This window comes from Streptomyces sp. NPDC051738 (genome assembly GCF_044453205.1).
In the GTDB taxonomy this organism is placed as follows: domain Bacteria; phylum Actinomycetota; class Actinomycetes; order Streptomycetales; family Streptomycetaceae; genus Streptomyces.
On sequence record NZ_JBITCM010000020.1, the window covers coordinates 95410 to 121872 of the forward strand.

The following is a 26463-nucleotide window of genomic DNA, read 5'->3' on the forward strand; positions in this document are numbered from 1 at the left end:
TCCCGGAAGGGCACGTCATCCACCTGCGGCGTCCTCGGCCTCCCAGCGCAGCAGGTCGCCCGGCTGGCACTTGAGCACCTCGCAGAGCGCGGCGAGCGTCGCGAAGCGCACCGCCTTGGCGCGGCCGTTCTTGAGTACCGCCAGGTTGGCGGGCGTGATCCCCACGCGGTCGGCGAGCTCGCCCACGGACATCTTCCGCTTGGCCAGCATCACGTCGATGTCGACGGCGATCGGCATCAGATCACCTCGTCCAACTCGGCCTGCATCTGCGCCGCTTCGACGTCTCGTGCGACGGCCTGGGCGAGCAGCATCCGCAGGACGAGCACGATGAGCGCGACCCCGAGGATGGCCACGCCGATCCCGCCCATGATGACGGTGACGCCCGGGTCTTCCCGCTGGCCCGGCGCGTTGACGGCCGTGACCGCGAACCACACGAGGGCGGCCGCCACGATCGCGCCGATCACACCGTCCACGTACCGGAAGGCGGCGTGGGAGAACACGGTTCCGCGTCGCACCATCGTCACCAGCCGCCATACGCAGACCAGGGCGACCTGGGCCGACCCCATGCCCAGGATCGTGATCACGCGCAGCGGGGTCAGCGGGAGAGACCCGTCCTCCGGGTCGTTCCCGCTGACCAACGCCCACATCATCAACGCCTGTACGAACACGGTGCCGGCGAGCACCACCACGAGCACGGCGCGCAGCGCACGTACGGTCAGCTTTCCCACGACCCATCCTCCCATCGAGTTACGATGGGAATCTATCGAGATTCGATAGATGAAGCAAGGGCTGGGAAGGCGCAAGGACTGGGAGTGAGGCGAGGCCGGGCGGGCCGCGTCGCCGCTACTTCTCGTACAACCCCTCCACCACCGCCGCGAAGTCCCGCATGACCGCCCCCCGGCGCAGCTTCATCGACGGGGTGAGATGGCCGTCCATCTCCGTGAAGTCCGTCGGGAGGATCGCGAAGCGGCGGATCGACTCCGGGCGGGAGACCAGCTTGTTCGCCTCGTCCACCGCGCGCTGCAGGATCGCCCTCAACTCCTCGTCGACCACGAGGAGTTCGGCGGGGACCGAGTGCTTGCCGTTCATTCGGCGCCAGTGGGTGACGCCGTCCATGTCCAGGGTGATCAAAGCCGACACGTACGGCCGCCGATCGCCGACGACCATGCACTGCGAGATCAGCGGATGCGAGCGGAGCCAGTTCTCCAGGGGCGCCGGCGCCACGCTCTTGCCGCCCGCCGTGATCAGCATTTCCTTCTTGCGGCCGGTGATCGTGAGGTAGCCCTCGTCGTCGAGTTCGCCGATGTCGCCGGTCGCCAGCCAGCCGTCCGCCGCCGCGGGGACCACGCCGCCCGCCGCCGGGTCCCAGTAGCCGCGCAGCACCTCCTCGCCGGAGATCAGGATCTCTCCGTCCGAGGCGATACGGATCCGGGTGCCGGGCAGCGGCCAGCCCACGGTTCCCAGGCGGGGCTTCAGGGGCGGGGTCACCGTCGCCGCGCCCGTCGTCTCGGTGAGGCCGTAGCCCTCGTAGATCTCGATGCCCGCGCCGGTGTAGAACGCGGCGAGGCGGCGGCCGAGCGGTGAGCCGCCGCAGATCGCGTACTTCACGCGGCCGCCCATGGCGTTGCGGATACGGCGGTAGACGAGCGGGTCGTAGAAGGCGCGGGCCGTTTTCAGTGCCGCGCCCGGGCCGCCGCCCGTCCCCGCGTGCCGGGCCTCCATCGCCTCGCCGTAGCGCTCGGCCACCGACGCCGCGCGGTCGAAGGACGACACCCGGCCGCCCGCCTCGGCCTTGGCGCGGGCGGAGTTGAAGACCTTCTCCAGCATGTAGGGGATCGTGAGCAGACACGTGGGGCGGAAGGCCGCCAGGTCGGGGAGCAGGTGCTCCGCCTTCAGGCTCGGCGCATGGCCCAGGCGCACCCGGGCCCGGATACAGGCCACCGCCACCATGCGGCCGAAGACGTGCGACATGGGGAGGAAGAGCAGCACCGACGCCTCTTCGCTCGTCCTCGCCTTGAAGATCGGGTAGAGCAGCTCGATGGCGTTGTCCACCTCGGCGAAGAAGTTGCCGTGGGTCAGCGCGCAGCCCTTGGGGCGGCCCGTCGTACCCGAGGTGTAGATGAGCGTCGCCAGCGTGTCCGGCGCCAGCATGCCCCGCCGTACGCCCACCTCGCCCTCCGGCTGCTGGGCGCCCAGCTCGGCCAGCCGCTCCACATGCCCCTTCTCCATCACCCACATGTGGCGCAGGTCGGGCACCCGGTCCAGTTCGGGGCCGAGGGCGGCCGCCTGGGCCGCGGTCTCCGTGACCAGGGCGACCGCGCCGGAGTCCTGGAGGATCCAGCGGGTCTGGAAGACGGAGGAGGTGGGGTAGACGGGGACCGTCACCAGACCGGCCGCCCAGGCCGCGAAGTCGAGGAGCGTCCACTCGTAGCGGGTGCGCGCCATGATCGCGATCCGGTCGCCCGGCACGAACCCCTCGGCGATCAGGCCCTTCGCCACCGTCTGTACCTGCTCGGCGAACTGAGCCGCCGTCACGTCCGTCCATCGCCCGTCATCGGCCCTGCGGCTGAGGATCACCGCGTCCGGGGCCGCGCTCGCGTTGTCGAAGGGCAGGTCCGCGAGCGACCCATGGGTCACCTGGGGCGCGAACGGCGGTACGTACGCCTCCCGCACCGCCCCGTCCAGGCGCCGCGTCTCTGGCTGGACCAGCTGCGGTCCGGGAGCGTCGTCGAAGGCGGCCGACGGGGCGAAGGAGGGAAGCGGGGTGGACACGGGCGGCTCCTGCGGCGGGCGTGCAGCGAAGAAACGCTTTGCTGCATGAGTACGTGCCTCGCGCACCATGGCGTTCACCTGCGGAGGCCGGCGGAACGGGGTTACCGCTGGTTAGGCAGGTGATCGTACGGGCCCCGCGTGTGGGCGTTGTGCTGGTTCGGCGAGGGTCCGGGGCCGGGTATGTGCAACGTCGAGGGTTATGTGAGGGGCCCTCAGCTTCGTCTCACCGTTTCCTTACCTTCGCTCCAGAACGGCCGTCACCCCCTGCCCGCCCGCCGCGCAGACGGAGATCAGACCGCGAACCGAACCCCCCTTGTCCGCAAGCGACTTGGCCAGCGTCGCCACGATGCGCGCACCGGTCGCGGCGAAGGGATGACCGGTGGCCAGGGAGGACCCGGTCACGTTCAGGCGGGCCCGGTCCACGGGCGCGAGACCCCGCTTCTCCCAGGCCGCCAGCGTGGCCAGCACCTGGGAGGCGAAGGCCTCGTGGATCTCGATGAAGTCGAAGTCGGGGAGCGCGAGTTCGGCCCGCTCCAACATGCGCGGGACGGCGTACGCCGGCGCCATCAGCAGTCCGTCCCCGCCGCCCTCACCGCCCTCACCTTCCGGACCGTCCGCACTGGCCGCACCGGCCGCGACATCACCGTGCACGAAGTCCACGGCCGCCGTCTCGTACGCGGTGAGATACGCCAACGGCTCCAGCCCCCGCCGCTCCGCCCACTCCTCACTCGCCAGCAGCACGACCGCCGCCCCGTCCGTGAGCGGCGTCGAATTGCCCGCCGTCATGGTGGGGTTGGGCGCGTCGAGCCCGAACACGGGCTTGAGTGCGGCGAGTTTCTCGGGCGTCGAGCCGGGGCGCATGTTCTGATCGCGGGTCAGACCCCGGAAGGGAACGACCAGATCCTCGAAGAATCCGCGTTCGTACGCCGCCGCCAGCCGCCGGTGACTCGTCGCCGCCAGCTCGTCCTGGGCCTCGCGGGAGATGCCCCAGGTTCGGGCGGTGACGGCGGCGTGCTCGCCCATGGAGAGCTTCGTGCGGGGCTCGGCGTTGCGCGGGATGTCCGGGACGAGGTGGGTGGGCCGTACGCGGGAAAGCGCCTTGAGCCGACCCCCGAGCGACTTCGCCCTCCTGGCCTCCAGCAGGATCCGGCGCAGCTCGTCGTTGACGCCGAGGGGCGCGTCACTGGCCGTGTCCGCGCCGCCCGCGATCGCCGACTCGGTCTGCCCGAGCGCGATCTTGTTGGCGGCGGCGATGACCGCCTGCAGCCCGGTGCCGCAGGCCTGCTGGATGTCGTACGCGGGCGTGCGCGCGTCCAGCTTGGAGCCGAGGACGGTCTCGCGGGCGAGATTGAAGTCACGGCTGTGCTTGAGGACGGCCCCTGCCACGAATTCGCCAACCGTGCCCGGAGCGGTCAGGTCGTACCGCTCGACCAGCCCGTCGACGACCGCCGTGAGCATGTCCTGGTTGGACGCGGTGGCGTACGGGCCGTCGGAGCGGGCGAACGGGACGCGGGTGCCGCCGATGATCGCGACGCGTCGTACCGCCGGTGGTTTCACGTGGCTCATCTCCACCCTCTCCTCACCCCCACCATGCCTTACCTCGGGTAACCTTACTCCGGAGTCAGCACCGGATCGTACGGGGAGTGGGACATGGCCGACCGCTATCTGAGCTTCACCGGAACCGGGCCAGGGCGCTTCCTCACCCGTCGCCTCGGGTTGCCCCAGCCCGCACCGCTGAAACGCTGGTCAGCGGAGCGGCCCGCGCAGGCGGGCGACCGGCTGCTGCTCACGGCCGGCAAGTCGGACCTGGAGCTCGCCGCCGCCGAGCCTGGCCTCGGTCTGACGGCCTCCTCCGAGCGACCGGATGCCGTTCTCCTGGACGCCACCGGCGTCCGGGACATCGAGACCCTCGCCGAAGTGCACGCGGCCCTCCACCCCGTCGTACGCTCGGTCGCCGCGAGCGGCCGAATCGTCGTGCTCGGCGCACCCCTCGACCCCGCCGACCACCACCAGGCAGCCGTCCAGCAGGCACTGGAGGGCTTCACCCGCTCCCTCGGCAAGGAGATCGGGCGAGGGCGGACCGTGAACCTCGTCCGCCTGACGGACGCCCGCGCCGCCGAGTCGACCCTCCGCTTCCTCCTCTCCCCCAAGTCGGCGTACGTCAGCGGCCAGGTCATTGAAGTGGGCGCCCGCGAGGCCGGGGACACCCGCGAGGCCGAGGCCCTCACCGACCCCGACCGCCCCCTCGCCAACCACACCGCCCTGGTCACCGGCGCAGCCCGCGGCATCGGCGAGGCCGTCGCCGAGACGCTGGCCAGGGACGGTGCCCGGGTCGTCGTACTCGACGTGCCGCAGGCCGAACAGGACGCGCGGCGTGTGGCCGACCGGCTCGGCGGCACCGCGCTCACGCTCGACATCACCGCCCCCGACGCGGGCGAGCGCATCGCGGCCGCGCTGCCCGACGGCCTGGACGTCCTCGTCCACAACGCCGGGGTCACCCGTGACCGGCGACTGGTCAACATGCCCGCCGAGCGCTGGAGTTCGGTGCTGGACGTCAACCTCGCGAGCGTGCTGCGCACGACGGACGCGCTCCTGGCGAGCGGGGCGATGCGGCGGGGCGGCCGGATCGTGGCGACGGCGTCGATCGCGGGGCTGGCGGGGAACTCCGGACAGACCAACTACGGAGCGAGCAAGGCCGGCATCGTCGGCCTGGTCCGCTCCCTCGCGCCGCGCGCGCTCGCCGAGCACGGGGTGACGGTCAACGCGGTCGCGCCGGGCTTCATCGAGACGAAGATGACCGCCGCGGTTCCCCTTCTCATCCGGGAGGCGGGGCGCCGGATGAACTCCCTCGCGCAGGGCGGGCTGCCGGTCGATGTCGCCGAGACGACGGCCTGGCTGGCCGATCCCGGGTCCGGGGCCGTCAACGGCCAGGTCGTGCGCGTATGCGGCCAGAGCCTGCTGGGGGCCTGATGTCCCTCGTCCTCACCAGTGCTCCTTCCCTTCCGCCCCTGCTCGCCCGGGGCGCCCTCCTGTCACCCTTCAAACGGCCCAGCCCCGACGCGGAGTTCCCGCGCGCCCGACTCGTCCTGCCGGACCTGCGCGTCGACCTCGCCCGGCTGGCCGCGTACGAGAGGGTGTGCGGGTTCCCCACCGGGGAGGACGCCCTGCCGGTGACGTATCCGCATGTGCTCGGCTTCCCGCTGGCGATGCGGCTGATGAGCGGCCGGGACTTCCCGCTGCCGCTGCTCGGTCTCGTCCACACCTCGATCACGATCACTCAGTACGAGGCCGTCGCGGCCACCGGGGAGTACGAACTCTCCGTACATGTCGACGGGTTGGTGCCGCACCGGCGCGGCACGGAGGCGGCCGTCGTCACCGAGATGCGGACCGGCGGCGCCGGCGGCGCGGACGGCAAGGTCGTATGGGAGTCGCGGAGCACGTATCTGGCCCGGCATCGCACCTCGCGGCAAGAGCCCGCGAAGGATGCACCGGAGGCACCGAAGCCCCTGCCCGAGGTCGCCGAATGGCGTCTCGCCGGGGACGTCGGACGCCGCTACGGCGCCGCCTCGGGTGACCGCAACCCCATCCACCTGTACCCCCTCACCGCCCGCCTGTTCGGCTTCCCGCGCGCCATCGCGCACGGCATGTGGACGGTGGCCCGCTGCCTCGCCGCGCACGGGGTGCCGGAGCGGGCGCGGGTGGACGCCCGGTTCAGGGCGCCGGTGCTGTTGCCGGGGACGGTGACGTACGCGGCCGAGGACGGGCGGTTCGAGCTGCGGGGCGGCGAGCGCGTCCACCTGGCCGGGGAGGTCTATCCGCTCACCTCGTGAGCGGCCTCCGGCGGGGTCCAGGGCCGGCCGGTCATGAGGTTGCCGAGGCCCGACCAGGCGAAGTTCATCAGGGTGGTCGCCGTCTGTCTCGCCGTCACGCCCGGCGTGGCGTTGGCCCAGGCCGCCAGGGACTCCGCCGCGCCGACCAGGGCCTCGGCGAGACCGGCGACCTCGCCCTCGGGGAGGTCGGGGTCGCGGTGGGCCTCGCGGGCCGCCGCGAGGATCAGCTGGGTCACGAACGCGACGATCTCCGCGCGCATCGCGGCGATCTCGGAGGCGAACGGCTCACCATGGGTACGGGCCTGGAGGTGCAGGACGGACCAGCCGTCCGGGTTCTGCGCGGTGTGCGTGAAGAACGCCCCGAGCCCTTCCCAGAGTTGGCGTTCGGCGGGCAGCTCGCGGCGTACCCCCGCCCGTATCGCCTCGGTGAGCGAGGCCGCCTCACGGCGGATGCAGGCGGTGAAGAGGTCTTCCTTCGAGTTCAGGTACAGATACACCAACGGCTTGGACACGCCCGCGAGTTCGGCGATCTCGTCCATCGACGCGGCCATGTATCCCCGCTGGCCGAAGGTCCGCACAGCGGCGTCCAGCATCTGCTGCTCACGGACGGCACGCGGCATCCGCTTGGTCTTCAGAGCGCCCATGCCGATTAGCGTACGGGCCGGGAGGGCGATCCCACCCGGCCCGCGGTGAACCGCCGTGCTACTCCTCGCCGATCACCTCGTCCGCGAGCCGCGACACCCGGTCGACCCGGTCGGCCCACACCTGCCCGTCACCGGACGGCAGGGCCGTCAGCCGGGGCAGCAGCTGCGCGGTGAGGAGGGTGGACAGGGCGGACGTGTCGGCGCCCGTGCCGTCGGTCCGTACGACCACCGGCTGCGGGGCCCGCCCGGCGAGCTTCGCGCCCACCTCCAGGCGGCGCCGGGCCAGTTCGTACTGCAGGACGGCGCGGTTGTCGCGGTAGGCCATGGCGAGGGCGCGCTGGGCGCGGGCCTCGTTCTCGGCGGCGATCAGGCCGCTGCGGCCCCGCGTCTCGATCTCGAACCGCACGCGCTGGGCGTTGGTCTCCTGCTGCTCAAGCAGCTGGGCGACCTCTTCGCGGGCCCGGTTCAGCGCTGCCTTGACCTCGACGATCCGGGCGTCCCGCACCTTCTTGGCGCGCTCGATGTCCATGCCCAGCTGGTCGATCCGGCGCTTGCGGATGAGCCCCCACTCCTGGTCGTACGCCGTGCGCTCCTTGGCGACCCGCTCCCGGGTGGCCAGGTGCTGCTGGTACTGCGCCGGCAGCTGCACGTCCGGGATGTTGGAGCCGGTGATGCGCACGCCGTAGCCGGACAGCTGGCGGTTGAGCAGCTCCTGCATGTCGGCCACGTCCGAGCCGCGCAGGTCGTAGGCCCGCTCGGTGCGCATCTTGCGCGCCCGCTGCCGGATCGCGTCCTGGACGGCGCTGGAGAGCACCAGGTCGAAGTTGCCCGCGCCGATGGTGCGCACGAACAGCACGGCGTCGGTGATGCGGAACTTCAGGAAGAACTCGATGGAGCGCAGCGGGACGTTCTCCTGCGTGGGGCAGGCCATCACCGGCGCCGAGTACGGGATCTCGGTGGCCGTGTCGACGACGAAGTCGACCCGGGACCACGGGTGCCACAGATAGTGGCGGCCGGCGTCGAGGGTGCGGACGACGGCGCCGTAGCGGGTCTGCACGCCGTTGGTGCCCTGCTCGATCTCGACGATCGAGGAGCGCCACCACCACAGCGCGCCGATCAGCAGCAGGACGACGCCGCCGGCGAAGGAGAGGGCGGCGAGGGTGCCGTAGGCGAGTTCCCCCGCGGTCGAGTCGGCCTCGCCGAGGGACAGCATCACGCCCATGAACAGGGCGTAGACGCCGAGCCACAGCGGCAGCATCCACCACAGGCGGCGCCGGTGGCGGGGGATGATGACCGGGATCAGGGTGTCGGCCTCGCCACCGCGCAGCAGTCGCGCGACGTCGGCCCAGGGGGCGACCTTCTCGGAGATGACCGACCGGCGGTTCGTACGGGCGCTGCTCACGGGGCGGCCTCCTCGGCGGGCTCGGACGGGTCGGTCGGCTCGGTCGGCTCGGCGGCCTCGGGCACCTGCGGCACGGTGGGCCGCTCGGCGGCCAGCAGCGCGCCGATCTCCGCCTCACGGCCGGCGATCCGCTCGGCCACCTCGCCCAGACGCGACCGTACGGCGGCCATGTCCTCGTCGCTGAACAGCTCCGTGCCGCGCTCGCCGACCAGTTCGCGGGCCAGCTCCAGGAAGTCGATCCCGGCGGCGCCTGAGCCGTTCGCCGTGCCACCGATGCGCACCAGCCGAGGCAGGTGGTCGGCGACCTGCTCCAGGGTGTCCAGCACCTGCTGCTGGTAGCGGTACTCCAGGATCTCCGGCGCCTCGGCGGCCGTGACCGCGCGGATGTCCAGGGCCTGGGCCTCCAGCAGGGCCGCGTTGGCCTTCGCCTCCGACTCGGCCTGGACGTAGCGCTGCCGGGCGAGGGCCTCGGCGCGGTTGGTCTCGCGCTCGACGGCCGTGTCCATCTGCGCCTGGTACTGGGCGATGTCGGCCTGGATCGCGGAGAGCGTCTCGTGGCTGGAGGCGAGTTCGCGGGTCAGGTCGCCCTCGTCCTGCTCCTTGCGCAGCTGGAGCGCGTACTCGTGGGTGTACGCCTCCTTGGCCACCCGCACCATCTCGGGCGCCGCCAGGTCCATGCGGTAGCGCTGGTCGGCGGGTTCGGCGTGGGTGATGTTGGCGTTGGTCAGCTCGACGGCCGGGCGGAACTGCTGGTTGAGCTGCTCCAGCAGACGGCCGGTGTCCTCGCCGACCATGTCGTAGATGCCGGCCGCCTCCTGCTCGTAGATGAGGCTGCGGATGGTCTCGCTCACGGCGTTGTTCAGCTTCTCCTCGAAGCCGCGCACCGCGCCCAGCGTGTAGACGAACTCGGTGGGGTCGCTGATCCGGAACTGGATGAACAGGTCGATCGACGCCTTCACGCCGCCCCTGGTCGGGGCCTCGCGCACCGGCGCGTTGAACGGGTACTCGATCGTGGTGTTGACGATGTACGACACCCGCTTCCAAGGGCTCAGCAGCACGACCCGGCCCGGTCCGACGACCTTCTCCAGCTTGCCGAACCGGGTGATCATCGCCTGGCAGCCGTCCGGCACCATGACCATGCCCTGCCGCCACCACACGAAGCCGACGGCGAGTACGGCGATGAGCCAGTAGTGCACGCCGAACAGCGGGTTGGTCAGGACGTCGCCGCCCGCCGCGCCCACGAGCGACGCACCCACCACGCCCAGCACGAGCAGCGTCAGCACCGGCAGCATGGAGACCCACGAGCGGCCCTTGGGAATCACCATCGGGCAGATGGCGTGCACGACTTCGCCGTCCTCGCGCACCTGCTCGCTGCGGCCGAGCGCCTCACCGGCCTCGTCCAGCGGCACGGTCTTCTGCCGCATCACGGTGGCGGTGGAGCCGCCCTGTTCCCGGGCGGCCGGGAAATCTGCCGGGTCGATGCCCTGGCCCTGTGCGTCGTACTCCTCGCCGCCTGCTCCCGATGCTCCCCGTCCGCCGACCTGCCGCCGCAGTTCCTCCTGCGCGGCCGTCCGCGGATCGGTGCCGGAGGCTACGGCCTCGGCAACGCGTCGTGCGCTTTTCGCTCCCTGCGCGCGCGCTCGTGCCACGGTTCCCCCTTACGTTGTTTCAGGCATCCCACCTCGGGGGCCCGGACAAGGGTAAGGGGGTCACCCGGACAGTTACCTAGCGGTAGCACTGCCGGGATCCGGAAGAGACCGGATCCTAGGAAGCCTGGCCCTGCGCCCGAGCCGCCTCGTCGACGACCTCGTCCTCCTGGCTGCGGTTGGCCTCCAGGTTGGCCTTCGCGCGGTCGACCCTCTCGACGATCTGCACGGAGGCGCGGTCGCGCTCCTTGCGCAGGACGACGAAGCTGATCGGGGCCGAGATCACCAGGGACAGCAGGATGACCCACATGCCGTTGGAGTCGCCGAGACCGCGCGGGGCGAGGCCGGAGTAGACGAGGCCCGAGACGACCACGAGGCAGCCCACGAAGATCCCGAGGCGCATCAGTGTGTAGCGGAGCATCTCAATCCACTCTTCCGAATCCAAATGGGGCCACCGTCCAGTGAAGCACGCCGACCCGCCGATCTTGCAGGGGGGGCGATACGCGGCTCAGCCGAGCGGCAGCAGCATGATCACGTCGTCCCGGTCGTCGCCCGGCGCGACCCGGATGGCGGCCGGGATCCGGCCGACCTCCTTGTAGCCGCAGGAGCCGTAGAAGCGCTCCAGGCCGAGGCCGCCGCGGCAGGTGAGGCGGATCGCGTCGATGTCGTCGAAGGTGCGGGCCGCCCTCTCCGCGGCCGCCAGCAGGTCGCGGCCGTAGCCCTTGCCCTGGTGGCGGGGGTGCACCATCACCGTGTAGAGCCAGATCCAGTGGACCATCAGGCGGTGCGAGTTGAAGGTGAGGAAGGCGGTCGCGGCGACCCGCCCGTCCTCGTCGTGCCCGACGAGCAGCCGCCTGCTCCCCTCGGCCATCCCGGCGAACTGCCGCACCAGCTCCGGCCGGATCTCCTCCCGCGTCACCGGCGGCACGAAGCCCACGGCTCCGCCCGCGTTGGAGACGTCGGTCCACAGGTCGAGGATGCCGTCGCGCAGGGTTGGGGTAACGGCGGGGTCGAGAGTGAAGGTAAGGGACACGGCGCCATCGTAGCTATTACGACAGCGCTCGCGCCGCCACTTTCAGATCCGAGACAAGCCCCTCGTACGCGGCCTTGCGGTCGCCCTCGTCCCGCACCCGCAGCACCGACGCCGGATGCACCGTCGCCACCAGCTTCTCCTGCCGCCCGTGAACCTCCCGCTCCAGCAGCGCCCCGCGCACCTCCCCGACCCGGAACGACGAGCCGAGCAGCGCCTTGCCCGCGCTCGCGCCCAGCAGCACGATCAGCTCGGGCTTGACGACGGCCAGTTCGGCGGCCAGCCAGGGGGCGCACGCCGTCATCTCGCGCAGGGTCGGCGGCTTGTGGATGCGGCGCTTGCCGGGTTCGGTCGGCGTGAACTTGAAGTGCTTCACGGCGTTCGTGACGTACGCCTCGCCCGGCTCGATGCCTGCCTCTGCGAGGGCCCGGTCGAGCAGCCGACCAGCTGGGCCGACGAACGGTTTGCCCTGACGGTCCTCCTGGTCGCCGGGTTGTTCGCCGACGAGCATGACGCGGGCGTGCGCGGTGCCCTCGCCGAACACCGTCCGGGTGGCGTCCCGGTGGAGGGGGCAGCCCCGGCATTCGGCGGCGGCGCGGCGGAGAGCCGGAAGGCCGCGGCGCCCTTCCGGGACAAACGGTTGCGCTGTGTAGGCGTCCTCAGGCGCTCGGGTGGTCACCATCTGGGCCGAGTACCCGCGACAGGGGTTTGCTCACACCCTCATCGGCTGCGGGGACTCTCGGCGCAGCGGATCCGAACCCTCGTACTCCCGAATGATCTCGTACCGCGTGTTCCGCTCCACCGGCCGGAAACCCGCATCCCTGATCAGGTCCAGCAGGTCCTCACGGGTCAGCTTGTTCGGCGTGCCGAAGTTGTCCGCGTCGTGGGTGATCTTGTACTCGACGACCGAGCCGTCCATGTCGTCGGCGCCGTGCTGGAGGGCCAGTTGGGCGGTCTGGACGCCGTGCATGACCCAGAAGACCTTGACGTGCGGGACGTTGTCGAAGAGGAGACGGGAGACGGCGAAGGTCTTGAGGGCCTCCGCGCCGGTCGCCATCTGGGTGCGCGCCTGCAGCCGGTTGCGTACCTTCCCGTCCTTCATGTCCACGAAGTCGTGCTGGTAGCGCAGCGGGATGAAGACCTGGAAGCCGTTCGTCTCGTCCTGGAGTTCACGCAGGCGCAGGACGTGGTCGACGCGGTGGCGGGGCTCCTCGATGTGGCCGTACAGCATGGTGCACGGGGTCTTGAGGCCCTTTTCGTGCGCCAGCCGGTGGATGCGGGACCAGTCCTCCCAGTGGGTGCGGTGGTCCACGATGTGCTGACGGACCTCCCAGTCGAAGATCTCGGCGCCGCCGCCGGTCAGGGACTCCAGACCGGCGTCGATGAGCTCGTCGAGGATCTCGGAGGCGGAGAGCCCGGAGATGGTCTCGAAGTGGTGGATCTCCGTCGCCGTGAAGGCCTTCAGCGAGACGTGCGGAAGGGCGGCCTTCAGCTCCCGCAGCGAGCGCGGGTAGTAGCGCCACGGCAGGTTCGGGTGCAGCCCGTTGACGATGTGGAGCTCGGTGAGGTTCTCGCTCTCCATCGACTTGGCGAGCTTCACCGCCTCCTCGATGCGCATCGTGTACGCGTCCTTCTCGCCCGGCTTGCGCTGGAAGGAGCAGTAGGCACAGGAGGCCGTGCACACGTTGGTCATGTTGAGGTGGCGGTTGACGTTGAAGTGGACGACGTCGCCGTTCTTGCGCGTACGCACCTCGTGCGCGAGGCCGCCGAGCCACGCCAGGTCGTCCGACTCGTAGAGCGCGATGCCGTCCTCGCGGGTCAGCCGTTCACCGGCCCTGACCTTCTCCTCCAGCTCGCGCTTGAGCCCGACGTCCATGCCCACACCTTTCTCCGACGACCTGTCCAACCGTACGTCCACGCCTCTACGCCTCTTCGGGCAGCTCTCCGACCCGGTTCTCCCACTTCGTGGAGAGCACGATCGTCGTACGGGTCCGGGAGACGCCCGTGGTCCCGCTGAGCCGCCGGATGATCTTCTCCAGCCCGTCCACGTCGGCCGCGCGCACCTTGAGCATGTACGAGTCGTCACCGGCGATGAACCAACAGTCCTCGATCTCGCCGAGGTCCCGCAGGCGGTCCGCCACGTCCTCGTGGTCGGTGGCGTCGGAGAGCGAGATGCCGATCAGCGCGGTGACGCCGAGGCCGAGCGAGGCGGCGTCGACGGTGGCGCGGTAACCGGTGATGACACCGGCCGCCTCCAGCCGGTTGATGCGGTCGGTGACGCTGGGTCCCGACAGGCCGACGAGGCGTCCCAGCTCCGCGTAGGAGGCCCGGCCGTTCTCCCTCAGGGCCTGGATGAGCTGCCTGTCCACCGCGTCCATGCGATTCGAAGCCTTCCGCTGAAGAGTTCCAGAGATGATGAGAGGTACTGCTACCGGACCGAAGGGCCGCCGCTGCCGCCGCCCAGCTCGCCCTTCCACCGCCGGTACAGGTCGTGCTCGACGCCCGCCGCGTCCAGCACACGTCCGGCGACGAAGTCGACCAGGTCCTGGATGTGGGTCGCGCCCGCGTAGAAGCCCGGCGAGGCCGGCACGACGCTCGCGCCGAGGTCGTCCAGCGCGACGAGATGCCGGAGGGTCTGGCCGTTCAGCGGGGTCTCCCGCACGGACACGACCAGGGTGCGGCGCTCCTTGAGGGTGACGCTCGCCGCCCGCTGCAACAGATCCTTGGACAGCCCGAGCGCGACTCCCGCGACGCAGGCCGTCGAGGCGGGCACGATCAGCATGCCCTTGGTGGGGTACGACCCGGAGGACGGCCCGGCCGCGAGGTCGCCCGCGCTCCAGTGCCGTACGCCGGCGAGATCGACCTCGAAGGTCCCGGGCTTGCCGTCGGCCCCGCGGGACAGCCATTCCCGCAGGTCGTCCCGCCAGTGCGCGTCCCGGAAGGTCAGGCCCGTCTCGTCGAGCAGCGTGAGCCGTGAGGCCCGGCTGACGACCAGGTCGACGCTCTCCCCGGCGGCGAGGAGCGCGCGCAGCACCGCGGCCGCGTATGGGGTGCCGGAAGCGCCGGACACCCCTACGATCCAAGGCGTACGCGGCGTCTCTCCTGGCTTGACTGGGTTCACGACTCCGAGCCTATCCGGCCTGGCGGGGTGGGAACCGACCAAGGGGGTCCGGGCGTTCCCAAGGGGGATGAAGTCGGTCGGGGGTTGCCATGTCGGGTACTTCGGGGACATCGGGTGTGTGGGGCGCGCGGCGCGAGTGGTCGCGGGGTGAGCGCGCGAGGACCGCGGCCAAGCTGATGCTGGGCTGGGTGGCGCTGCTGTGGCTGCTGGAAGTGGCCGACGTGATCAGCGGGCACGCGCTGGACGGCTTCGGCATCGTCCCGCGCACCCCGTCCGAGCTGGTGGACGTCGTCCCGTCCGCCTTCGTCCACTTCGGCTTCGCCCACGTCGCCGCGAACAGCGTGCCGCTGCTGGTCCTGGGCTTCCTGGCCGCGCTCGGCGGCATACGCCGGTTCGCCGCGGTCTGCGCCCTCGTCATCGTCGCCGACGGCTTGGGCGTCTGGCTGATATCCCCGTCCGGCACCAACACCGCGGGCGCCTCCGGCCTGATCTTCGGCCTCTTCGGCTTCCTGCTCGTCACCGGCTTCGTGGAACGCCGCCCGCTCGGCATCCTGGCCGGCCTACTGGTGGCCGCGATCTGGGGCGGGTCCATACTGGCGGGCCTCGCCCCGACCCAGTCCGGCGTGAGCTGGCAGGGGCATCTGGTGGGGCTGGTGGCGGGAGTTGCGGCGGCGTTCGTGCTGCGGCGCCGCAAGTCCGACGGGCGTACCGAACTGCTCGCCTAGCCGGGTCGGCCCCGGCCTGTGAGGCCCCCGGCCTGTGAGCGCGCCGACCGGCGAACCCCGCTAGACGGTGAGCCCGCGCACCAGCAGGTCCAGCAGCGCACACACGAACAGGGCGATCCCGATGAACCCGTTGACGCTGAAGAACGCCCTGTTCACGCGGGACAGGTCGTGTGGGCTGACGATCGAGTGCTCGTAGAGGAACGCTGCGGCCACGATCAGCAGGCCCAGCCAGAAGAAGGCGCCCGCGTCCGTGGCGAGGGCGTACCAGACGAAGAGGGCCGTCGTCGCCGTGTGGCAGGCGCGGGCGCCCCAGATCGCCGCCGGGATGCCGAAGCGGGCCGGGACCGACATGACGCCGATCTCGCGGTCGGTCTCGATGTCCTGGCAGGCGTAGATCAGGTCGAAGCCGCCGATCCAGATGCCGACGGCGAGGCCGAGGACCACCGCGTCCCAGGACCAGGTGCCGGTGATGGCCAGCCAGCCGCCGACCGGGCCCATCGCCTGGGCCAGGCCCAGGATGGCCTGGGGGAAGTTCGTGAAGCGTTTGCCGTAGGGGTAGACGACCATCGGGATCACCGCGATGGGGGCGAGGGCCAGGCACAGGGGGTTCAGCAGGGCCGCCGCGCCCAGGAAGATCACCAGGGCGACGAGGGCGCCGGTCCAGGCGTGCCGGACCGACATCGCGCCCGTCACCAGCTCACGCTGGGCGGTGCGCGGGTTCCGCGCGTCGATCTCGCGGTCGATGATCCGGTTGACCGCCATCGCGAAGGTGCGCAGGCCGACCATGCAGATCGTCACCAGGAGCAGCCGGCCCCAGTGGATGTTCCGGTCCATCTGGAACATCGCGGTGAGCGCCGCGATGTACGCGAAGGGCAGCGCGAACACCGAGTGCTCGATCATCACAAGACGCAGGAACGCCTTCGTGCGTCCCGGCTGCGGAATCGCGGCGGAGGCGCTGCTCACAGCCCGTACTCCTTCCAGCGGCGGTCGACCTTCGCCGCCGTCTCCGGGTCGGACTCCACCATGTCCGGCCAGCCGCCGTCGCGGGTGTAGCCCTCCTCGGGCCACTTCTTCGTCGCGTCGATCCCCGCCTTGCCGCCCCAGAACTGCTGGTAGGAGGCGTGGTCGAGATGGTCGACGGGGCCTTCGACGACCGTGAGGTCGCGGGCGTAGTCCGCGTTGCCGAGGGCCCGCCAGGCGACCTCGTGCAGGTCGTGGACGTCGCAGTCGGAGTCGACGACCACGATCAGCTTCGTCAGGGACATCATGTGGGCGCCCCAGATCGCGTGCATCGTCTTCTGCGCGTGCTTGGGGTACTTCTTGTCGATCGAGACGATCGCGCAGTTGTGGAAGCCACCGGACTCCGGCAGGTGGTAGTCCACGATGTCCGGGACGATGATCTTGAGCAGCGGCAGGAAGAAGCGTTCCGTCGCGCGGCCCAGGGGACCGTCCTCCGTCGGAGGCCTGCCCACCACGATCGACTGGAGCAGGGGTCGGCGGCGCATCGTCACGCAGTCGATCGTCAGGGCGGGGAAGGGTTCCTGCGGGGTGTAGAACCCGGTGTGGTCGCCGAACGGCCCCTCCGGCAGCATCTCGCCGGGCTCCAGCCAGCCCTCCAGCACGACCTCCGCCTGCGCCGGCACCTGCAACGGCACCGTCTTGCAGTCCACCATCTCGATCCGCTTGCCGGCGACGAACCCCGCGAACAGGTACTCGTCGATGTCACCGGGAAGCGGGGCGGTGGAGGCGTACGTCACCGCGGGCGGGCACCCGAAGGCGATGGCCACGGGCAGCCGCTCACCCCTCCTCGCCGCCACCTGGTAGTGGTTCCGGCTGTCCTTGTGGATCTGCCAGTGCATGCCGATGGTGCGCTTGTCGTGGCGCTGGAGGCGGTACAGGCCCAGGTTCCGTACGCCGCTCTCGGGGTCCTTGGTGTGCGTGAGCCCCAGGTTGAAGAAGGAGCCGCCGTCCTTGGGCCAGGTGAACAGGGCCGGCAGCCGCTCCAGGTCGACCTCGTCGCCGTGCAGCACGACCTCCTGCACCGGCGCGCTGTCCGACTTCACCTTCTTCGGCGGTACGTGCGTCATGGCGCCGAGCTTCCCGAAGGCCTCGCGGACGCCGATGAACCCGTGCGGCAGCTCGGGCTTGAGCAGCCCGCCGATCTTGTCGGAGATGTCGCCGTAGGACTTGAGCCCCAGGGCCTTCAGCAGCCGGCGGTCCGTGCCGAAGACGTTCATCGCGAGGGGCATCGACGACCCCTTCACGTTCTCGAAGAGGAGCGCGGGACCGCCGGACTTCTGCACGCGGTCGACGATCTCCCCGACCTCCAGATACGGATCGACCTCAGCCTTGACGCGCTTGAGGTCGCCTTCGCGTTCCAGTGCCCTGAGCAGGGAACGAAGATCGTCGTAAGCCATGGGGTCAAGTATCCCCGAGCGGCTACCCTGGCCCTGAACCCGGGGGCCGTGCCCCCGGGCCCGACGACCGTTTCGCTGAGAGGACCCATGCTCCGGGTGCTGATGTTCCTCGTGCCACTCGCGCTGAGCGTGTACGCGTTCATCGACTGCATCAGCACGAAGGAGGATGACATCCGCCACATGCCCAAGCCGCTGTGGGCGATCCTCGTGCTGGTGTTCCCGCTGGTCGGCTCGATCTCCTGGCTGATCGCGGGCAAGAAGCGCAGCCCTGCCGCAGAGGGGTGGGGCGGCGTACGGGACCGCCAGCAGCAGCGCCGGCAGTGGGTGGCTCCGGACGACAACCCAGAGTTCCTGAAGTCGCTGGACCCGGACGACGACAAGGACAACGGCGAGAACGACGGCAAGAAGAAGGACGACTAGCAGGACGAGGGCAGTAAGCGCCTCCGCGCCACGAGCCCTCAAGCCCTCATGTCCATACAGCTTGTACGCCCCTGAGCCGTCCGAAGCGGACAATGCGCCCCTGGGCCGGGACAGTCCCGGACCGGACACTTGTCTCGCATGACGACTGCTCCCGCCGGGCCGGCCGGCACGATCACCCCCGAGTACGGCGACAAGGTCATCGCCGTCGAGACGGCGGGCTCGGAACCCATCCCAGACGCCGAACGCCACGGCGGCCCGCTTCAGTTGCTGTGGACGTGGGCCTCCCCGAACATCGAGTTCGCGACCGTCTACATCGGCGTGATCTCGGTCCTCTTCTTCGGCCTGAGCTTCTGGCAGGCGACGGCCGCACTGCTGCTGGGCACGGCGCTGGGGGCGCTGACGCACGGGATCCTGTCGCTGGACGGCCCACGCTTCGGTGTCCCGCAGATGGCGATAGGCCGCTTCTCCTTCGGCTACCGGGGCAATCTGCTGCCGTCGGGCGTGAACGCACTCGTCGCCGGTGTCGGCTGGTTCGCCGTGAACAGTGTGAGCGCGGCGTTCGCGCTGAACACCCTGACGGGCCTACGACCGCTCCCCTCCCTCTTGCTGGTGGTCGTCGCCGAGATCGTGATCGGCTTTATCGGCCACAACTTCGTGCACGCCTTCGAGAAGTACGCGTTCCCGGCACTCGCGGTGATCTTCCTGCTGGCCGGCGTCTGGACCTTCAAGGAGGCCGACCTGTCCGGCGGCGGCACGGGCGGCGGCATCGGGGGCTTCCTCCTGGCGTTCAGCGCGGCGTGGGGGTACGCGGCGGGCTGGAACCCTGGCGCGTCGGACTACTCGCGTTACCTCCCGCGTACGGCGAACCGCCTCAGGACCGCGCTGTACCCCGCCGTCGGCCTGTTCGTTTCCATCGCAGTGGTCGCGGTGATCGGCGCGGCGTCGGCGACGATCACCGCCCCTGAGGGCGCGACACCGACGGCGGCCTTCACGGGCCATCTCCCGGGCTGGCTCAGCGACTTGGTGCTGATCGCGATCATCCTGGGCGCGATCTCGGCGAACGCCCTGAACGTCTACTCCTCGGCCATGTCCATCACGTCGCTCGGCCTGAAGCTGCCCGCGGGGCTGGGCCGCGGCGCGATCGTCGTGCTGTGCGGGGTCGCCGGTACGGCGGCGGCGTGGGCGTCACTGGCGGACGCGGGGCATGCGTACGAGGCGTTCCTGCTGGTGATCGCCTACTGGGTGGGGCCGTGGCTGGGGGTCGTACTGGTCGAGCGCCTGCTCCGGTCCCGTACGCCGCACGAGGAGCTGTCGGCCCGCCTCACGGACCGGTCGTACGCGAACTGGCCGGGTCTGGCTGCGCTGTTGGCGGGCATCGTGGTGTCGGTTCCGCTCTTCTCCAACCAGGAGAAGTACGTGGGGTGGGTGCCGCAGCGGTGGCCGTCGTTCGGGGACGTGACCTGTCTGGTGGGGTTCGCGGTGAGCGCGGGGGTGTACGCGGTGCTGCGCGCACGCACGGTCACAACTCGTCAAGAGTGAGCGCGAGATGATACATCGTGCCCGGTGAGGGACAGACCTCGGGAAGTTTACCCAGGGAACTTGCCCAACTTTTTTCAGCCTACCCGAGAGTAATAACCACCTTCGTTCTTAAGAGCGTTATTCGAACGCGCCCTATAAATGCAAGGTCCGGGCGCCAGGGTGCGTAGGAATGTCGACTCATCTATTCGAACGCACTCTACACATCCTCAACTCGGCGCCCCCTGCGCACTCATGACGGGGTGTTGACCCACACGAGTGATAGGGGTTCCGAGCCCGACACCCGGTAGTCTCCTCCTAGCTCCTCGCTGTACCGGTGCCCGTGGGCGCCGTACGGGTTCACAAGGCCCGGTACCCAACAGAGAGGAGCGAGGTCCGTGGCTAGCCCTGACCAGCCGAGTGATCGGGACGACGCCGTCCCCCCTGACCCGCAGGATCCGGACCGACCGGCACCGGAGACCACGGGCCGGGACAGCGCCGATCCGCCGCACGGCACTCCAGAGGCGGACCGCGGTGACGCGCCGCGCAGTCGGGCACGCGTGGCCGGCGAGTGCCTGTACTGGCTCGTCCGGTTGATGCTCGACCTGTACGACAACGGCGGATGAGGTAGGGACCTCACCCGCCGTCAGTTACCGAATAGTCGGCACGTGGGCCCGCGGTCAGGTTCCCGCCTCGACGCGGGCCCACAGTCACTTTTCGGTAAGTCGTCACGGAGCACAGCACTCCGGGGACAGTCCCACGGTAGAGATCCCCCCAGAAAGCCACCCCCCGGCGCGCCCATCCTCGCGCTCCGGGCGTGCCACGAAAACCCAAAACAGTTCTGAACGGTACCACGCCATGGCGATTGAGCTGCAGAAAGCCATCAGAGCGGCCCTCGGGAAGAATCCGTGCGCACAATAATGGCCGTGAACGGTACCGCGCGGCTAGCAGAGGTAGTTGACGAGTTAACAAGAGGAGCGAGTGACCGTGGCTCGTGGCACGACGGACTTCGACGGCGAGGCCTTGCGCACGGCACGCCTGACCCTCCCGGTGGACGGCGAACTCCTCAGCGCGGAGGCCGTTGCCAGACGGCTGGGCACCTCCAAGAGCCGCATCCTCGCCTACGAGAACAACACGTCCAAGCCGGACCCCAAGCGCATCGCACAGCTCAGCGACCTCTTCAACATCCCCGCCCGCAGACTGCGCACGAAGCGCGCCCTTGCCGACCTGCACGGGCTGCGCTGCCAGAGCGGACTCACCGTGGCCGAGGCCGCCGCGAAGGTCGGTATCAGCCGCAGCGCTTACACCAACCTCGAACGGCACGCCCTGCTCCCCGTCCGGGATGACGGAACCGTCCGCATGAACCTCGCCCGCGTCTTCGGCGTGACCCCCGCGGTCATCGACCGCGCCCTGCACAAGCATCCCGCGGCGGCGGCCCGCCAGACAGAACTGGCCGAACAGCTCCGCATCGCCTTCCAACGGGCCCACCAGGAGCACACCCGCGCGGTCATCGACGTCGACGACCCCCTGCTCCAGCGGATCGCCCCGCTCCTGCAGCGGCCCCCAAGGGTCGCCTGCCGCCTCGTCAACGCCGAACTCGACACCTACCGCGAGCTGTTGCGGGACCACGCACGCATGAAGGTCGACGAGGCCTTCGCCCAGTCCTCCGCCGACGCGGCCGGCGCCCGCAACCGCCGTATCCGTCTCGAAGCCCTGATCGAGCTGGCCGAACCGGCCGCCGCGAAGAACCTGAGCAGGTTCCTGTCGGAGGCGATGAGCGTGCGTCAGTGGCGGCTCATGGTCGCCCTCACCAGCGCCGGTCTCGACGGCATCGCCCTGTCCAGCATCTCCCGCTACGCATCGGCCGGGGACCTCACTGTCCTCCAGATCCGCCAGTACGCCACGGTCCTGCAACGCGGCGACCAGACGTACGCCACCCCCACCGGGAACGGCCTCAGCACGGTCCGTTCCAACTACGCCCGCTACGGCCTGCTGTACCCGCGGGTGCCCGCACCCAATTTGAGCCGTTACTGGGACCAGCGTCGGCGCCCGAAGGCAGTGGTACGACGGTCGGTCAGCGCAGAGCCGAGGTGAATGCCGACCAGGCGGAGCGGCTGAGGATCAGGACCGGGCCGTCGGGGTTCTTGCTGTCACGGACGGGGACGACGGCGGGGAAATCGGGGGCTGCTTCGATGCACTCGCCGCCGTTTGTGCCGCTGTAGCTGCTCTTGATCCAGGTCGCCGCGCTGAGATCCAGACTGCTCATGGTGCTCGTACCTCTCCATCAAGTCGCCGATCAGAGCGGCTGATTCGCGGGCCGACAGAGCATCCGCCCTGAGCACATCATAGGTCTGACGGTGTCGGGCGAAGAGGGTCGGATCGTCGTTGAAATGGCCACGGTCCAGCGACTCGGAGTACACCCACTGGTGCCCGTCCGGCAGGGTGATCAGCCACATGGTCGTGTTGGGTCGGTCGATGTCGGGGCTGTCGGCGGGCACGACCTGAATGCGGATGTTGGGGCTCCGCCCCGCGGCCAGCAGATGGGCGAACTGGTCCCGCATGATCGCCGCGCTTCCCACCATGGTGCGCAGACAGCTTTCGTCGAGCACCGCGACGAACAGGGGGCCGTCCGGGGCGAGCAAGCGCTGTTGTCGGCTCAGTCGCGCCCTGACACGCTCCTCCACTTCGCCAGCGTTCACAATGTGGCGGGAGAACAGCGCGTGTGCGTAGTCCGGCGTCTGCAACAAGCCCGGCATGACGTGCGTCTGGTACGCAAGCAGAGCAACGGCCTCGGCATCCATGCGGGCCCGCCGCTCGAACCAGTCCGGATGCTCCACCTCCGGATACCAGTCGATCTTCCCCCACAGCCGCAGCAACACCCCACCCGTACCCAGCAGTTCGTCGCACTGCTTGGCAAACGTGTCCTGCGGCACCCGCGTACCCGCCTCGATTCGGGCAATGTGCGAACGGTCGCACGGAATCTGGGCCGCCAACCCCGCCTGCGTGAGCCCTGCGGCCTCGCGGTAGTGCCTGAGCACCTCGCCGAACACGGCCGCCGTACTGGCCCCCGCACCCCCTTCGGCGTTGCGTCGGCTCATGGCTTCCCCCTGTGACAGTCGTTCAGTGACACGCGTTTGCCGTTGTGACCCGGCGTTCCCCTGAGCAACGCTCAGTACACACAGAGTAGTTGGCGATGCGCGGAGTGAGCATGGAATCCATGGCTTTCGAGACGGGGATGCCGGTCTACGACCCGGCGACGGACAAGGTCGGGGAGTACCAGGGCAAGGTGGGCCCCCGCGCGATGCTGCGCCCGGTCGGCGGGGGCCGGGAGTGGGAGGCCGACCCGGCACGGATCCGGCCGGCGACGCGGGAGGAACGGCTGGCGGCGGAGGTGCGGGCAGCCAATGCACGCTCCCGAGGCGGCGCGATGACGGCTCCCGACCTGGAGGAACTCGGGCGCCCTCCCGCGCCGGTGGCGGGCTGTGCGGAGTGCGAGGCGCTGGCCGTGCGCCGGGCTCAGGCGCGGGCGGAGTTCGACGGCAGCGCGGAGACGGACGCGAACGTGTTGCTGCGCCAGCACCAGCGCAGGGAGCATCAGGACGCCTCCGACGGCCGCCGGATCTTCCGTTTCGTGCCGTACTCGCTCGTGCAGGACGCGTCGGCGCTGCCGGAGTACGAGGCGTCGTGCGTGTCAGGGGACGAGGCCGACTGCGGCGCCGCGTCCGGGCCGTGCGGCCACCCGGCCGACGTCGAGGAGTGGCAGCGCAGGCACACGCAGGAGACGCGGCACACCCGGTACCGCCGCAGCTTCATGGACTACGCGGTGCTGGAGAGGAAGCCCGTCACACCTGACCGGGAGCCCGCCTGACACCGAGCAGCCCGAGAAGCTCGTCGAGCATGCGATTGAAGAGGGGTACGGGGTCGTCGAACGCGGTTGCCAGGTGGCTGTAGACGGCCATGCAGGTCAGGCCGTAGATCTGACGCCAGCAGGAGATCATCAGGAAGACGACGCCGAGCGGGAGCTCGGATTCCTGGCCCATCAGACGTCGATAGGCGGCCAGTTGGCGGCTCAGGACGGGGTCGAACCCGTCGTCGGGCGGACAGGCCGGGACTCCCCTGTCTTGCAGCCGGGCGAACAGGGCCGCGTACAGGCCGCCCAGTTCCCGCAGCAGCAGCGAGTCAAGGGCCTCAACGGAGGCGGCCAGCCGGGCGTAACCGGATCCCATCAGCAGGTCGAACTCGGCGGGATGGGCCAGGGACCAGTCGAAGAGGGCCCGGGTGGCCGCGTAGAGCTGTGCGCCGAGATCCTGTGGATCCTCTCGGCCGGCCGCTTCGGCCACGATGGAGACGAACTCTATGAGCAGGTCCTCGTAGACGGCGAGGGCCAGGCCCTTCTTGCCGTCGAAGTACCGGTAGAGGGCGGGCGGAGTGACGCCGATGCCCCGGGCCACGGCGGACAGGCTCAGCCCGTCGACGCCGTGCGCGGCGGTGAGCCGGCGGGCCTCGGCGCGGGCTTCCCGCTCCAACTCGGCACGGAGCCGGTCACGCCGCTTCATGTCGCTTCATCCATCGTCAACTCTCCACAACAGCACGACACTTCATGGTGCGAATCGACTTGCCCTGAAAGCATGTTACGTAGTTAATGGTCTTCACCAGGTGACGGGTATCACCCGGAAGTCAATCAACCTCAGGGGGACTTGATGACATCGTCAGAGCCGGCGGGGCACTTCGACATCCCGCCACCGCCAGCCGCTCCACCGCAAGCGTTACGCGGCGTCGATCTGCGGGTGAGCAGACGCCTGCTGTGGGTCGGCGGGGCCGCCTACCCACTGGAGAACATCACGCGGGTGTACACCTTCACCCTCACACCGAAGCGCAAGGAAGCCACCCTGACGTTCCTGAAGCGCGTCGGGATCATCCTGTCCGTGGCGTTCACCCTGACGATCCTCGGCGCCGTGACGGCGCTCGGGAGCCAGAGCGCGGCCGGCGGGATCATCACGTTCGTCTGGATGGGCGCCGTGGTCGCACTGGTCCTCAGCCTGGTGGAACTGATGTCCGTCCTGACGGCGCCCACGCACTACGTCCTGGGCGTCGAGACGAACGGCCCGTCCATCGCGATGGTGACCAGCTCCGATCCGCGCCATCTGGACTCGCTCGTCGGCACCGTCGCGCACGCGATCGACAACCCCGAGGCGGAGTTCCAGGTCAGGGTGGACACCCTCTCGATCAATCCCAGGAACTACTACTTCGGCGACAACGTCAACATGTACGGCGGCACGGGCAACGTGGGGATGGCGAGCGCATGAGCACGAACAACTACTACGGCGACAACGTCAACATCCATGGCGGGCACGGCCACACCGGCATGATCAAGAACCAAGTGACGACCGCCACACCCGTGTCTCCCGAACTCCAGGCAGCGATCGAGCAACTACTCATGCTGATACGAGAGTTGCGCGCACAGGTTCCCCAGGTCAGCGCGGAGATCATCGACGACTCCCTGCAGGTCATCACCACCGACGCAGCCACACCGCCGAGGGAGCGACACCGCGCGCTCATGGCCATCACCGGCGTCGCCACGGCGGTCGGAGCCGTCGGTCAGCCGGTCGTGGACGCGGTCAACCAGATCCTCGCACTGCTGAGCGCGTAGCAGGCATCCGAGGCGGCCGGGCGCCGGCGGCACGTCCTGCGCCCCGGCAGCGTGGTCTCCTCTGGACCCTGGACATTCGGCGGCGAATTTTGGCACCGTGAGGACCATCGACCCGGAATCGAATACATACTCGATTACGCTTGGGGACCCCTCATGGCCGCGCACCCGCACACCGTCGCCTTCTATGCCGCCCAGAGCACCTTCTCCGATCCCGGCGAACTCGCCCACGTCTACGCCGATCTGCCCACCGATCCCACGGAACTTGCCTGTATCGCCCGTGACTTGACGATCCACCGGTTGGAGGACGAGCAGTTCGGCCACACTCATCCGACCGACCGGCTGCACAACGACGCCGAGACCCGCTATATCGACGACATCCTGCGGATCGTGGTCGAGCGGAACAGTGCCCCGCTCTCCCAACGGCGAGAACTCGGCGACCGGTTCGTGGGGACCTGCCGCGACTTCACGTTGCTGCACGTCTCGTTCCTGCGCCAGGCGGGCATCCCGGCCCGTCTCCGGATCGGCTTCGCCGACTACTGGGGGTCGAGCGGCTTCCATTCCGACCACGTCGTCACCGAGTACTGGGACGAGGAGCGCGGCTGGTTGTTCGCCGACGCCCAGCTCGCCGATCCCTTCGTCACCGACCACTGGAAGGTGGACTTCGACCCGATGGACGTCCCCCGCGACCGCTTCCTCGTCGCGGGTGAGGCATGGCAGGCGATACGGGAGCGCGGCGCCGCCCCGGAGACCTTCGGGCTGCACCCTCCCGCCGAAGGTCCGTTCTGGGGCGAGCGATACGTGGCCGGCAACATCCGCCTCGACCTCGCCGCCCTCAACAAGGTCGAGACGCTGCTGTGGGATGTATGGGGCGAGGACGAGGGAGAGCCCGGGGAGCCGTTGCCGGAGGCGTCGCGTGAGTTCTACGACCGTGTCGCTCCTGTCGTCTGCGGCGAGGTGTCCTTCGAGGCGACACGGAAGCTGTTCGCCGAGAACGACGTCCTGCGCACCCCGCGGACGGTGACCTGCTTCGCGCCCTTCAACGGCCCGAGCCTCGTCACCCTGCGCTAGGGCCTGTCCGGCGGATCAGGCCGGCTGCAAGGAACGGCACCTCATCGACGCAGGTGAGCGGGGCCTGGTGCGTCCAGCTGCAAGGCGGAGGAGGGCGCCGACGCGATGGGGGGTCCCCCGCGCGAGGTTGTTCGAGCGTGGGGGAGTCGGCAACCGACGACAACGCCGCTGGGGGTCCCCCCTCTGGGGGAGGGCGTGCCAGGCCCCGCGACGCCGGCATGAT

The 26463-nt window shown here is 69.9% G+C and carries 29 protein-coding genes; 11 read left to right on the forward strand and 18 right to left on the reverse strand.

Annotation, left to right across the window (positions count from 1 at the left end; all coding sequences use genetic code 11):
- Window positions 1-15: 15 nt before the first annotated feature.
- The 4 genes from ACIA8X_RS36170 to ACIA8X_RS36185 all read right to left on the reverse strand — a co-directional run bounded on the left by ACIA8X_RS36170 (window position 16) and on the right by ACIA8X_RS36185 (window position 4338).
- Window positions 16-237 carry a helix-turn-helix domain-containing protein gene (locus ACIA8X_RS36170; protein WP_393458533.1) on the reverse strand — a complete coding sequence of 74 codons (222 nt, stop codon included), beginning with the start codon at window positions 235-237 and terminating at the stop codon, window positions 16-18.
- Window positions 237-728 (reverse strand): DUF2975 domain-containing protein, encoded by a 492-nt coding sequence (locus tag ACIA8X_RS36175; RefSeq protein WP_393458530.1) that lies wholly within the window; start codon window positions 726-728, stop codon window positions 237-239. The genes ACIA8X_RS36170 and ACIA8X_RS36175 overlap by 1 nt, the downstream gene beginning before the upstream one ends.
- A 115-nt stretch (window positions 729-843) precedes the next feature.
- Complete coding sequence (locus ACIA8X_RS36180) at window positions 844-2772, reverse strand: AMP-dependent synthetase/ligase (protein ID WP_393458527.1); 1929 nt, start codon at window positions 2770-2772, stop codon at window positions 844-846.
- A 234-nt stretch (window positions 2773-3006) separates the two neighbouring features.
- A complete protein-coding gene (locus tag ACIA8X_RS36185) occupies window positions 3007-4338 on the reverse strand; it encodes an acetyl-CoA C-acetyltransferase (RefSeq protein WP_399460064.1) in 1332 nt (443 codons plus the stop codon).
- A gap of 84 nt (window positions 4339-4422) precedes the next feature.
- Here ACIA8X_RS36185 and ACIA8X_RS36190 point away from each other — a divergent pair, with 84 nt between their 5' ends.
- Both ACIA8X_RS36190 and ACIA8X_RS36195 read left to right on the forward strand, forming a co-directional pair.
- A complete protein-coding gene (locus ACIA8X_RS36190; protein ID WP_399460065.1) occupies window positions 4423-5742 on the forward strand; it encodes a 3-oxoacyl-ACP reductase in 1320 nt (439 codons plus the stop codon).
- Window positions 5742-6602, forward strand: a complete 861-nt coding sequence (locus ACIA8X_RS36195) for a MaoC family dehydratase (protein ID WP_399460066.1) — start codon at window positions 5742-5744, stop codon at window positions 6600-6602. The genes ACIA8X_RS36190 and ACIA8X_RS36195 overlap by 1 nt, the downstream gene beginning before the upstream one ends.
- On the opposite strand, the gene ACIA8X_RS36200 is transcribed toward ACIA8X_RS36195, so the two are convergent.
- From ACIA8X_RS36200 to ACIA8X_RS36240, 9 genes are all read right to left on the reverse strand, one after another.
- Window positions 6584-7246, reverse strand: a complete 663-nt coding sequence (locus tag ACIA8X_RS36200) for a TetR/AcrR family transcriptional regulator (RefSeq protein ID WP_393458515.1) — start codon at window positions 7244-7246, stop codon at window positions 6584-6586. The genes ACIA8X_RS36195 and ACIA8X_RS36200 overlap by 19 nt on opposite strands.
- A gap of 58 nt (window positions 7247-7304) precedes the next feature.
- The gene (locus ACIA8X_RS36205) at window positions 7305-8648 is read right to left on the reverse strand and encodes an SPFH domain-containing protein (protein WP_399460067.1); all 1344 of its coding nucleotides are present in this window, start codon (window positions 8646-8648) and stop codon (window positions 7305-7307) included.
- On the reverse strand, window positions 8645-10297 hold the full coding sequence (locus tag ACIA8X_RS36210; RefSeq protein WP_393458509.1) for an SPFH domain-containing protein: 1653 nt from the start codon (window positions 10295-10297) through the stop codon (window positions 8645-8647). The genes ACIA8X_RS36205 and ACIA8X_RS36210 overlap by 4 nt, the downstream gene beginning before the upstream one ends.
- Window positions 10298-10412: 115 nt before the next feature.
- Window positions 10413-10715, reverse strand: a complete 303-nt coding sequence (locus ACIA8X_RS36215; RefSeq protein ID WP_393458506.1) for a DUF4229 domain-containing protein — start codon at window positions 10713-10715, stop codon at window positions 10413-10415.
- A gap of 87 nt (window positions 10716-10802) precedes the next feature.
- Window positions 10803-11327, reverse strand: coding sequence for a GNAT family N-acetyltransferase (locus ACIA8X_RS36220; RefSeq protein WP_399460068.1), 525 nt, complete (start codon window positions 11325-11327; stop codon window positions 10803-10805).
- 16 nt (window positions 11328-11343) lie between these two features.
- Window positions 11344-12006: a UdgX family uracil-DNA binding protein gene (locus tag ACIA8X_RS36225; protein ID WP_393458502.1), complete on the reverse strand. Its 663-nt coding sequence runs from the start codon at window positions 12004-12006 to the stop codon at window positions 11344-11346.
- 30 nt (window positions 12007-12036) lie between these two features.
- On the reverse strand, window positions 12037-13200 hold the full coding sequence (mqnE, locus tag ACIA8X_RS36230; protein WP_393458499.1) for an aminofutalosine synthase MqnE: 1164 nt from the start codon (window positions 13198-13200) through the stop codon (window positions 12037-12039).
- Between the two features lie 46 nt (window positions 13201-13246).
- Window positions 13247-13702, reverse strand: coding sequence for an Lrp/AsnC family transcriptional regulator (locus tag ACIA8X_RS36235; protein WP_093905400.1), 456 nt, complete (start codon window positions 13700-13702; stop codon window positions 13247-13249).
- Between the two features lie 50 nt (window positions 13703-13752).
- The gene (locus ACIA8X_RS36240) at window positions 13753-14445 is read right to left on the reverse strand and encodes a UbiX family flavin prenyltransferase (RefSeq protein WP_393458495.1); all 693 of its coding nucleotides are present in this window, start codon (window positions 14443-14445) and stop codon (window positions 13753-13755) included.
- Window positions 14446-14534: 89 nt separating this feature from the next.
- On the opposite strand from ACIA8X_RS36240, the gene ACIA8X_RS36245 reads away from it, so the two are divergent.
- Window positions 14535-15170, forward strand: a complete 636-nt coding sequence (locus tag ACIA8X_RS36245; RefSeq protein WP_393458492.1) for a rhomboid family intramembrane serine protease — start codon at window positions 14535-14537, stop codon at window positions 15168-15170.
- A gap of 60 nt (window positions 15171-15230) precedes the next feature.
- Here the strand turns inward: ACIA8X_RS36245 and mqnP are convergent, their stop codons facing one another.
- Window positions 15231-16133 (reverse strand): menaquinone biosynthesis prenyltransferase MqnP, encoded by a 903-nt coding sequence (gene mqnP, locus ACIA8X_RS36250; RefSeq protein WP_399460069.1) that lies wholly within the window; start codon window positions 16131-16133, stop codon window positions 15231-15233.
- On the reverse strand, window positions 16130-17587 hold the full coding sequence (locus ACIA8X_RS36255; RefSeq protein WP_399460070.1) for a menaquinone biosynthesis decarboxylase: 1458 nt from the start codon (window positions 17585-17587) through the stop codon (window positions 16130-16132). The genes mqnP and ACIA8X_RS36255 overlap by 4 nt, the downstream gene beginning before the upstream one ends.
- 87 nt (window positions 17588-17674) lie before the next feature.
- Here ACIA8X_RS36255 and ACIA8X_RS36260 point away from each other — a divergent pair, with 87 nt between their 5' ends.
- The 4 genes from ACIA8X_RS36260 (at window position 17675) to ACIA8X_RS36275 (ending at window position 21616) form a co-directional block, all read left to right on the forward strand.
- Complete coding sequence (locus ACIA8X_RS36260) at window positions 17675-18007, forward strand: PLD nuclease N-terminal domain-containing protein (RefSeq protein WP_393458483.1); 333 nt, start codon at window positions 17675-17677, stop codon at window positions 18005-18007.
- 138 nt (window positions 18008-18145) lie between these two features.
- The gene (locus tag ACIA8X_RS36265; RefSeq protein WP_393458480.1) at window positions 18146-19546 is read left to right on the forward strand and encodes a purine-cytosine permease family protein; all 1401 of its coding nucleotides are present in this window, start codon (window positions 18146-18148) and stop codon (window positions 19544-19546) included.
- Between the two features lie 374 nt (window positions 19547-19920).
- Window positions 19921-20148: a hypothetical protein gene (locus ACIA8X_RS36270; RefSeq protein ID WP_393458477.1), complete on the forward strand. Its 228-nt coding sequence runs from the start codon at window positions 19921-19923 to the stop codon at window positions 20146-20148.
- Between the two features lie 361 nt (window positions 20149-20509).
- Complete coding sequence (locus tag ACIA8X_RS36275) at window positions 20510-21616, forward strand: helix-turn-helix transcriptional regulator (protein WP_393458474.1); 1107 nt, start codon at window positions 20510-20512, stop codon at window positions 21614-21616.
- Here ACIA8X_RS36275 and ACIA8X_RS36280 read toward each other — a convergent pair.
- Together ACIA8X_RS36280 and ACIA8X_RS36285 are read right to left on the reverse strand one after the other, a co-directional pair.
- Window positions 21597-21716: a DUF397 domain-containing protein gene (locus tag ACIA8X_RS36280; protein WP_393458779.1), complete on the reverse strand. Its 120-nt coding sequence runs from the start codon at window positions 21714-21716 to the stop codon at window positions 21597-21599. The two genes, ACIA8X_RS36275 and ACIA8X_RS36280, sit on opposite strands and share 20 nt — an antisense overlap.
- Entirely contained in the window at window positions 21673-22620 is a 948-nt protein-coding gene (locus ACIA8X_RS36285) for a Scr1 family TA system antitoxin-like transcriptional regulator (protein ID WP_393458471.1), read from the reverse strand. Before ACIA8X_RS36285 ends, ACIA8X_RS36280 begins: the two co-directional genes overlap by 44 nt.
- 119 nt (window positions 22621-22739) lie before the next feature.
- On the opposite strand from ACIA8X_RS36285, the gene ACIA8X_RS36290 reads away from it, so the two are divergent.
- Window positions 22740-23390: a hypothetical protein gene (locus ACIA8X_RS36290; protein ID WP_393458468.1), complete on the forward strand. Its 651-nt coding sequence runs from the start codon at window positions 22740-22742 to the stop codon at window positions 23388-23390.
- Here ACIA8X_RS36290 and ACIA8X_RS36295 read toward each other — a convergent pair.
- Window positions 23365-24078, reverse strand: a complete 714-nt coding sequence (locus ACIA8X_RS36295) for a TetR/AcrR family transcriptional regulator (RefSeq protein WP_393458465.1) — start codon at window positions 24076-24078, stop codon at window positions 23365-23367. The genes ACIA8X_RS36290 and ACIA8X_RS36295 overlap by 26 nt on opposite strands.
- 231 nt (window positions 24079-24309) lie before the next feature.
- Here ACIA8X_RS36295 and ACIA8X_RS36300 point away from each other — a divergent pair, with 231 nt between their 5' ends.
- From ACIA8X_RS36300 to ACIA8X_RS36310, 3 genes are all read left to right on the forward strand, one after another.
- The gene (locus tag ACIA8X_RS36300; protein WP_393458462.1) at window positions 24310-24828 is read left to right on the forward strand and encodes a DUF6232 family protein; all 519 of its coding nucleotides are present in this window, start codon (window positions 24310-24312) and stop codon (window positions 24826-24828) included.
- Window positions 24825-25172 carry a hypothetical protein gene (locus ACIA8X_RS36305; protein ID WP_393458459.1) on the forward strand — a complete coding sequence of 116 codons (348 nt, stop codon included), beginning with the start codon at window positions 24825-24827 and terminating at the stop codon, window positions 25170-25172. Before ACIA8X_RS36300 ends, ACIA8X_RS36305 begins: the two co-directional genes overlap by 4 nt.
- Before the next feature lie 153 nt (window positions 25173-25325).
- Window positions 25326-26240 carry a transglutaminase-like domain-containing protein gene (locus ACIA8X_RS36310; RefSeq protein WP_399460071.1) on the forward strand — a complete coding sequence of 305 codons (915 nt, stop codon included), beginning with the start codon at window positions 25326-25328 and terminating at the stop codon, window positions 26238-26240.
- Window positions 26241-26463 lie beyond the last annotated feature (223 nt).

Bases quoted from the DNA above. Each gene is read 5' to 3' on its own strand.
- mqnE (WP_393458499.1), bottom strand. From the start codon at position 13,200: ATGGACGTCGGGCTCAAGCGCGAGCTGGAGGAGAAGGTCAGGGCCGGT.
- ACIA8X_RS36255 (WP_399460070.1), bottom strand. From the start codon at position 17,587: ATGGCTTACGACGATCTTCGTTCCCTGCTCAGGGCACTGGAACGCGAA.
- ACIA8X_RS36260 (WP_393458483.1), top strand. From the start codon at position 17,675: ATGCTCCGGGTGCTGATGTTCCTCGTGCCACTCGCGCTGAGCGTGTAC.
- ACIA8X_RS36305 (WP_393458459.1), top strand. From the start codon at position 24,825: ATGAGCACGAACAACTACTACGGCGACAACGTCAACATCCATGGCGGG.
- ACIA8X_RS36295 (WP_393458465.1), bottom strand. From the start codon at position 24,078: ATGAAGCGGCGTGACCGGCTCCGTGCCGAGTTGGAGCGGGAAGCCCGC.
- ACIA8X_RS36245 (WP_393458492.1), top strand. From the start codon at position 14,535: ATGTCGGGTACTTCGGGGACATCGGGTGTGTGGGGCGCGCGGCGCGAG.
- ACIA8X_RS36265 (WP_393458480.1), top strand. From the start codon at position 18,146: ATGACGACTGCTCCCGCCGGGCCGGCCGGCACGATCACCCCCGAGTAC.
- ACIA8X_RS36310 (WP_399460071.1), top strand. From the start codon at position 25,326: ATGGCCGCGCACCCGCACACCGTCGCCTTCTATGCCGCCCAGAGCACC.
- ACIA8X_RS36195 (WP_399460066.1), top strand. From the start codon at position 5,742: ATGTCCCTCGTCCTCACCAGTGCTCCTTCCCTTCCGCCCCTGCTCGCC.
- ACIA8X_RS36290 (WP_393458468.1), top strand. From the start codon at position 22,740: ATGGCTTTCGAGACGGGGATGCCGGTCTACGACCCGGCGACGGACAAG.
- ACIA8X_RS36190 (WP_399460065.1), top strand. From the start codon at position 4,423: ATGGCCGACCGCTATCTGAGCTTCACCGGAACCGGGCCAGGGCGCTTC.
- ACIA8X_RS36235 (WP_093905400.1), bottom strand. From the start codon at position 13,702: ATGGACGCGGTGGACAGGCAGCTCATCCAGGCCCTGAGGGAGAACGGC.
- ACIA8X_RS36170 (WP_393458533.1), bottom strand. From the start codon at position 237: ATGCCGATCGCCGTCGACATCGACGTGATGCTGGCCAAGCGGAAGATG.
- ACIA8X_RS36200 (WP_393458515.1), bottom strand. From the start codon at position 7,246: ATGGGCGCTCTGAAGACCAAGCGGATGCCGCGTGCCGTCCGTGAGCAG.
- ACIA8X_RS36185 (WP_399460064.1), bottom strand. From the start codon at position 4,338: ATGAGCCACGTGAAACCACCGGCGGTACGACGCGTCGCGATCATCGGC.
- ACIA8X_RS36285 (WP_393458471.1), bottom strand. From the start codon at position 22,620: ATGAGCCGACGCAACGCCGAAGGGGGTGCGGGGGCCAGTACGGCGGCC.
- ACIA8X_RS36225 (WP_393458502.1), bottom strand. From the start codon at position 12,006: ATGGTGACCACCCGAGCGCCTGAGGACGCCTACACAGCGCAACCGTTT.
- ACIA8X_RS36215 (WP_393458506.1), bottom strand. From the start codon at position 10,715: ATGCTCCGCTACACACTGATGCGCCTCGGGATCTTCGTGGGCTGCCTC.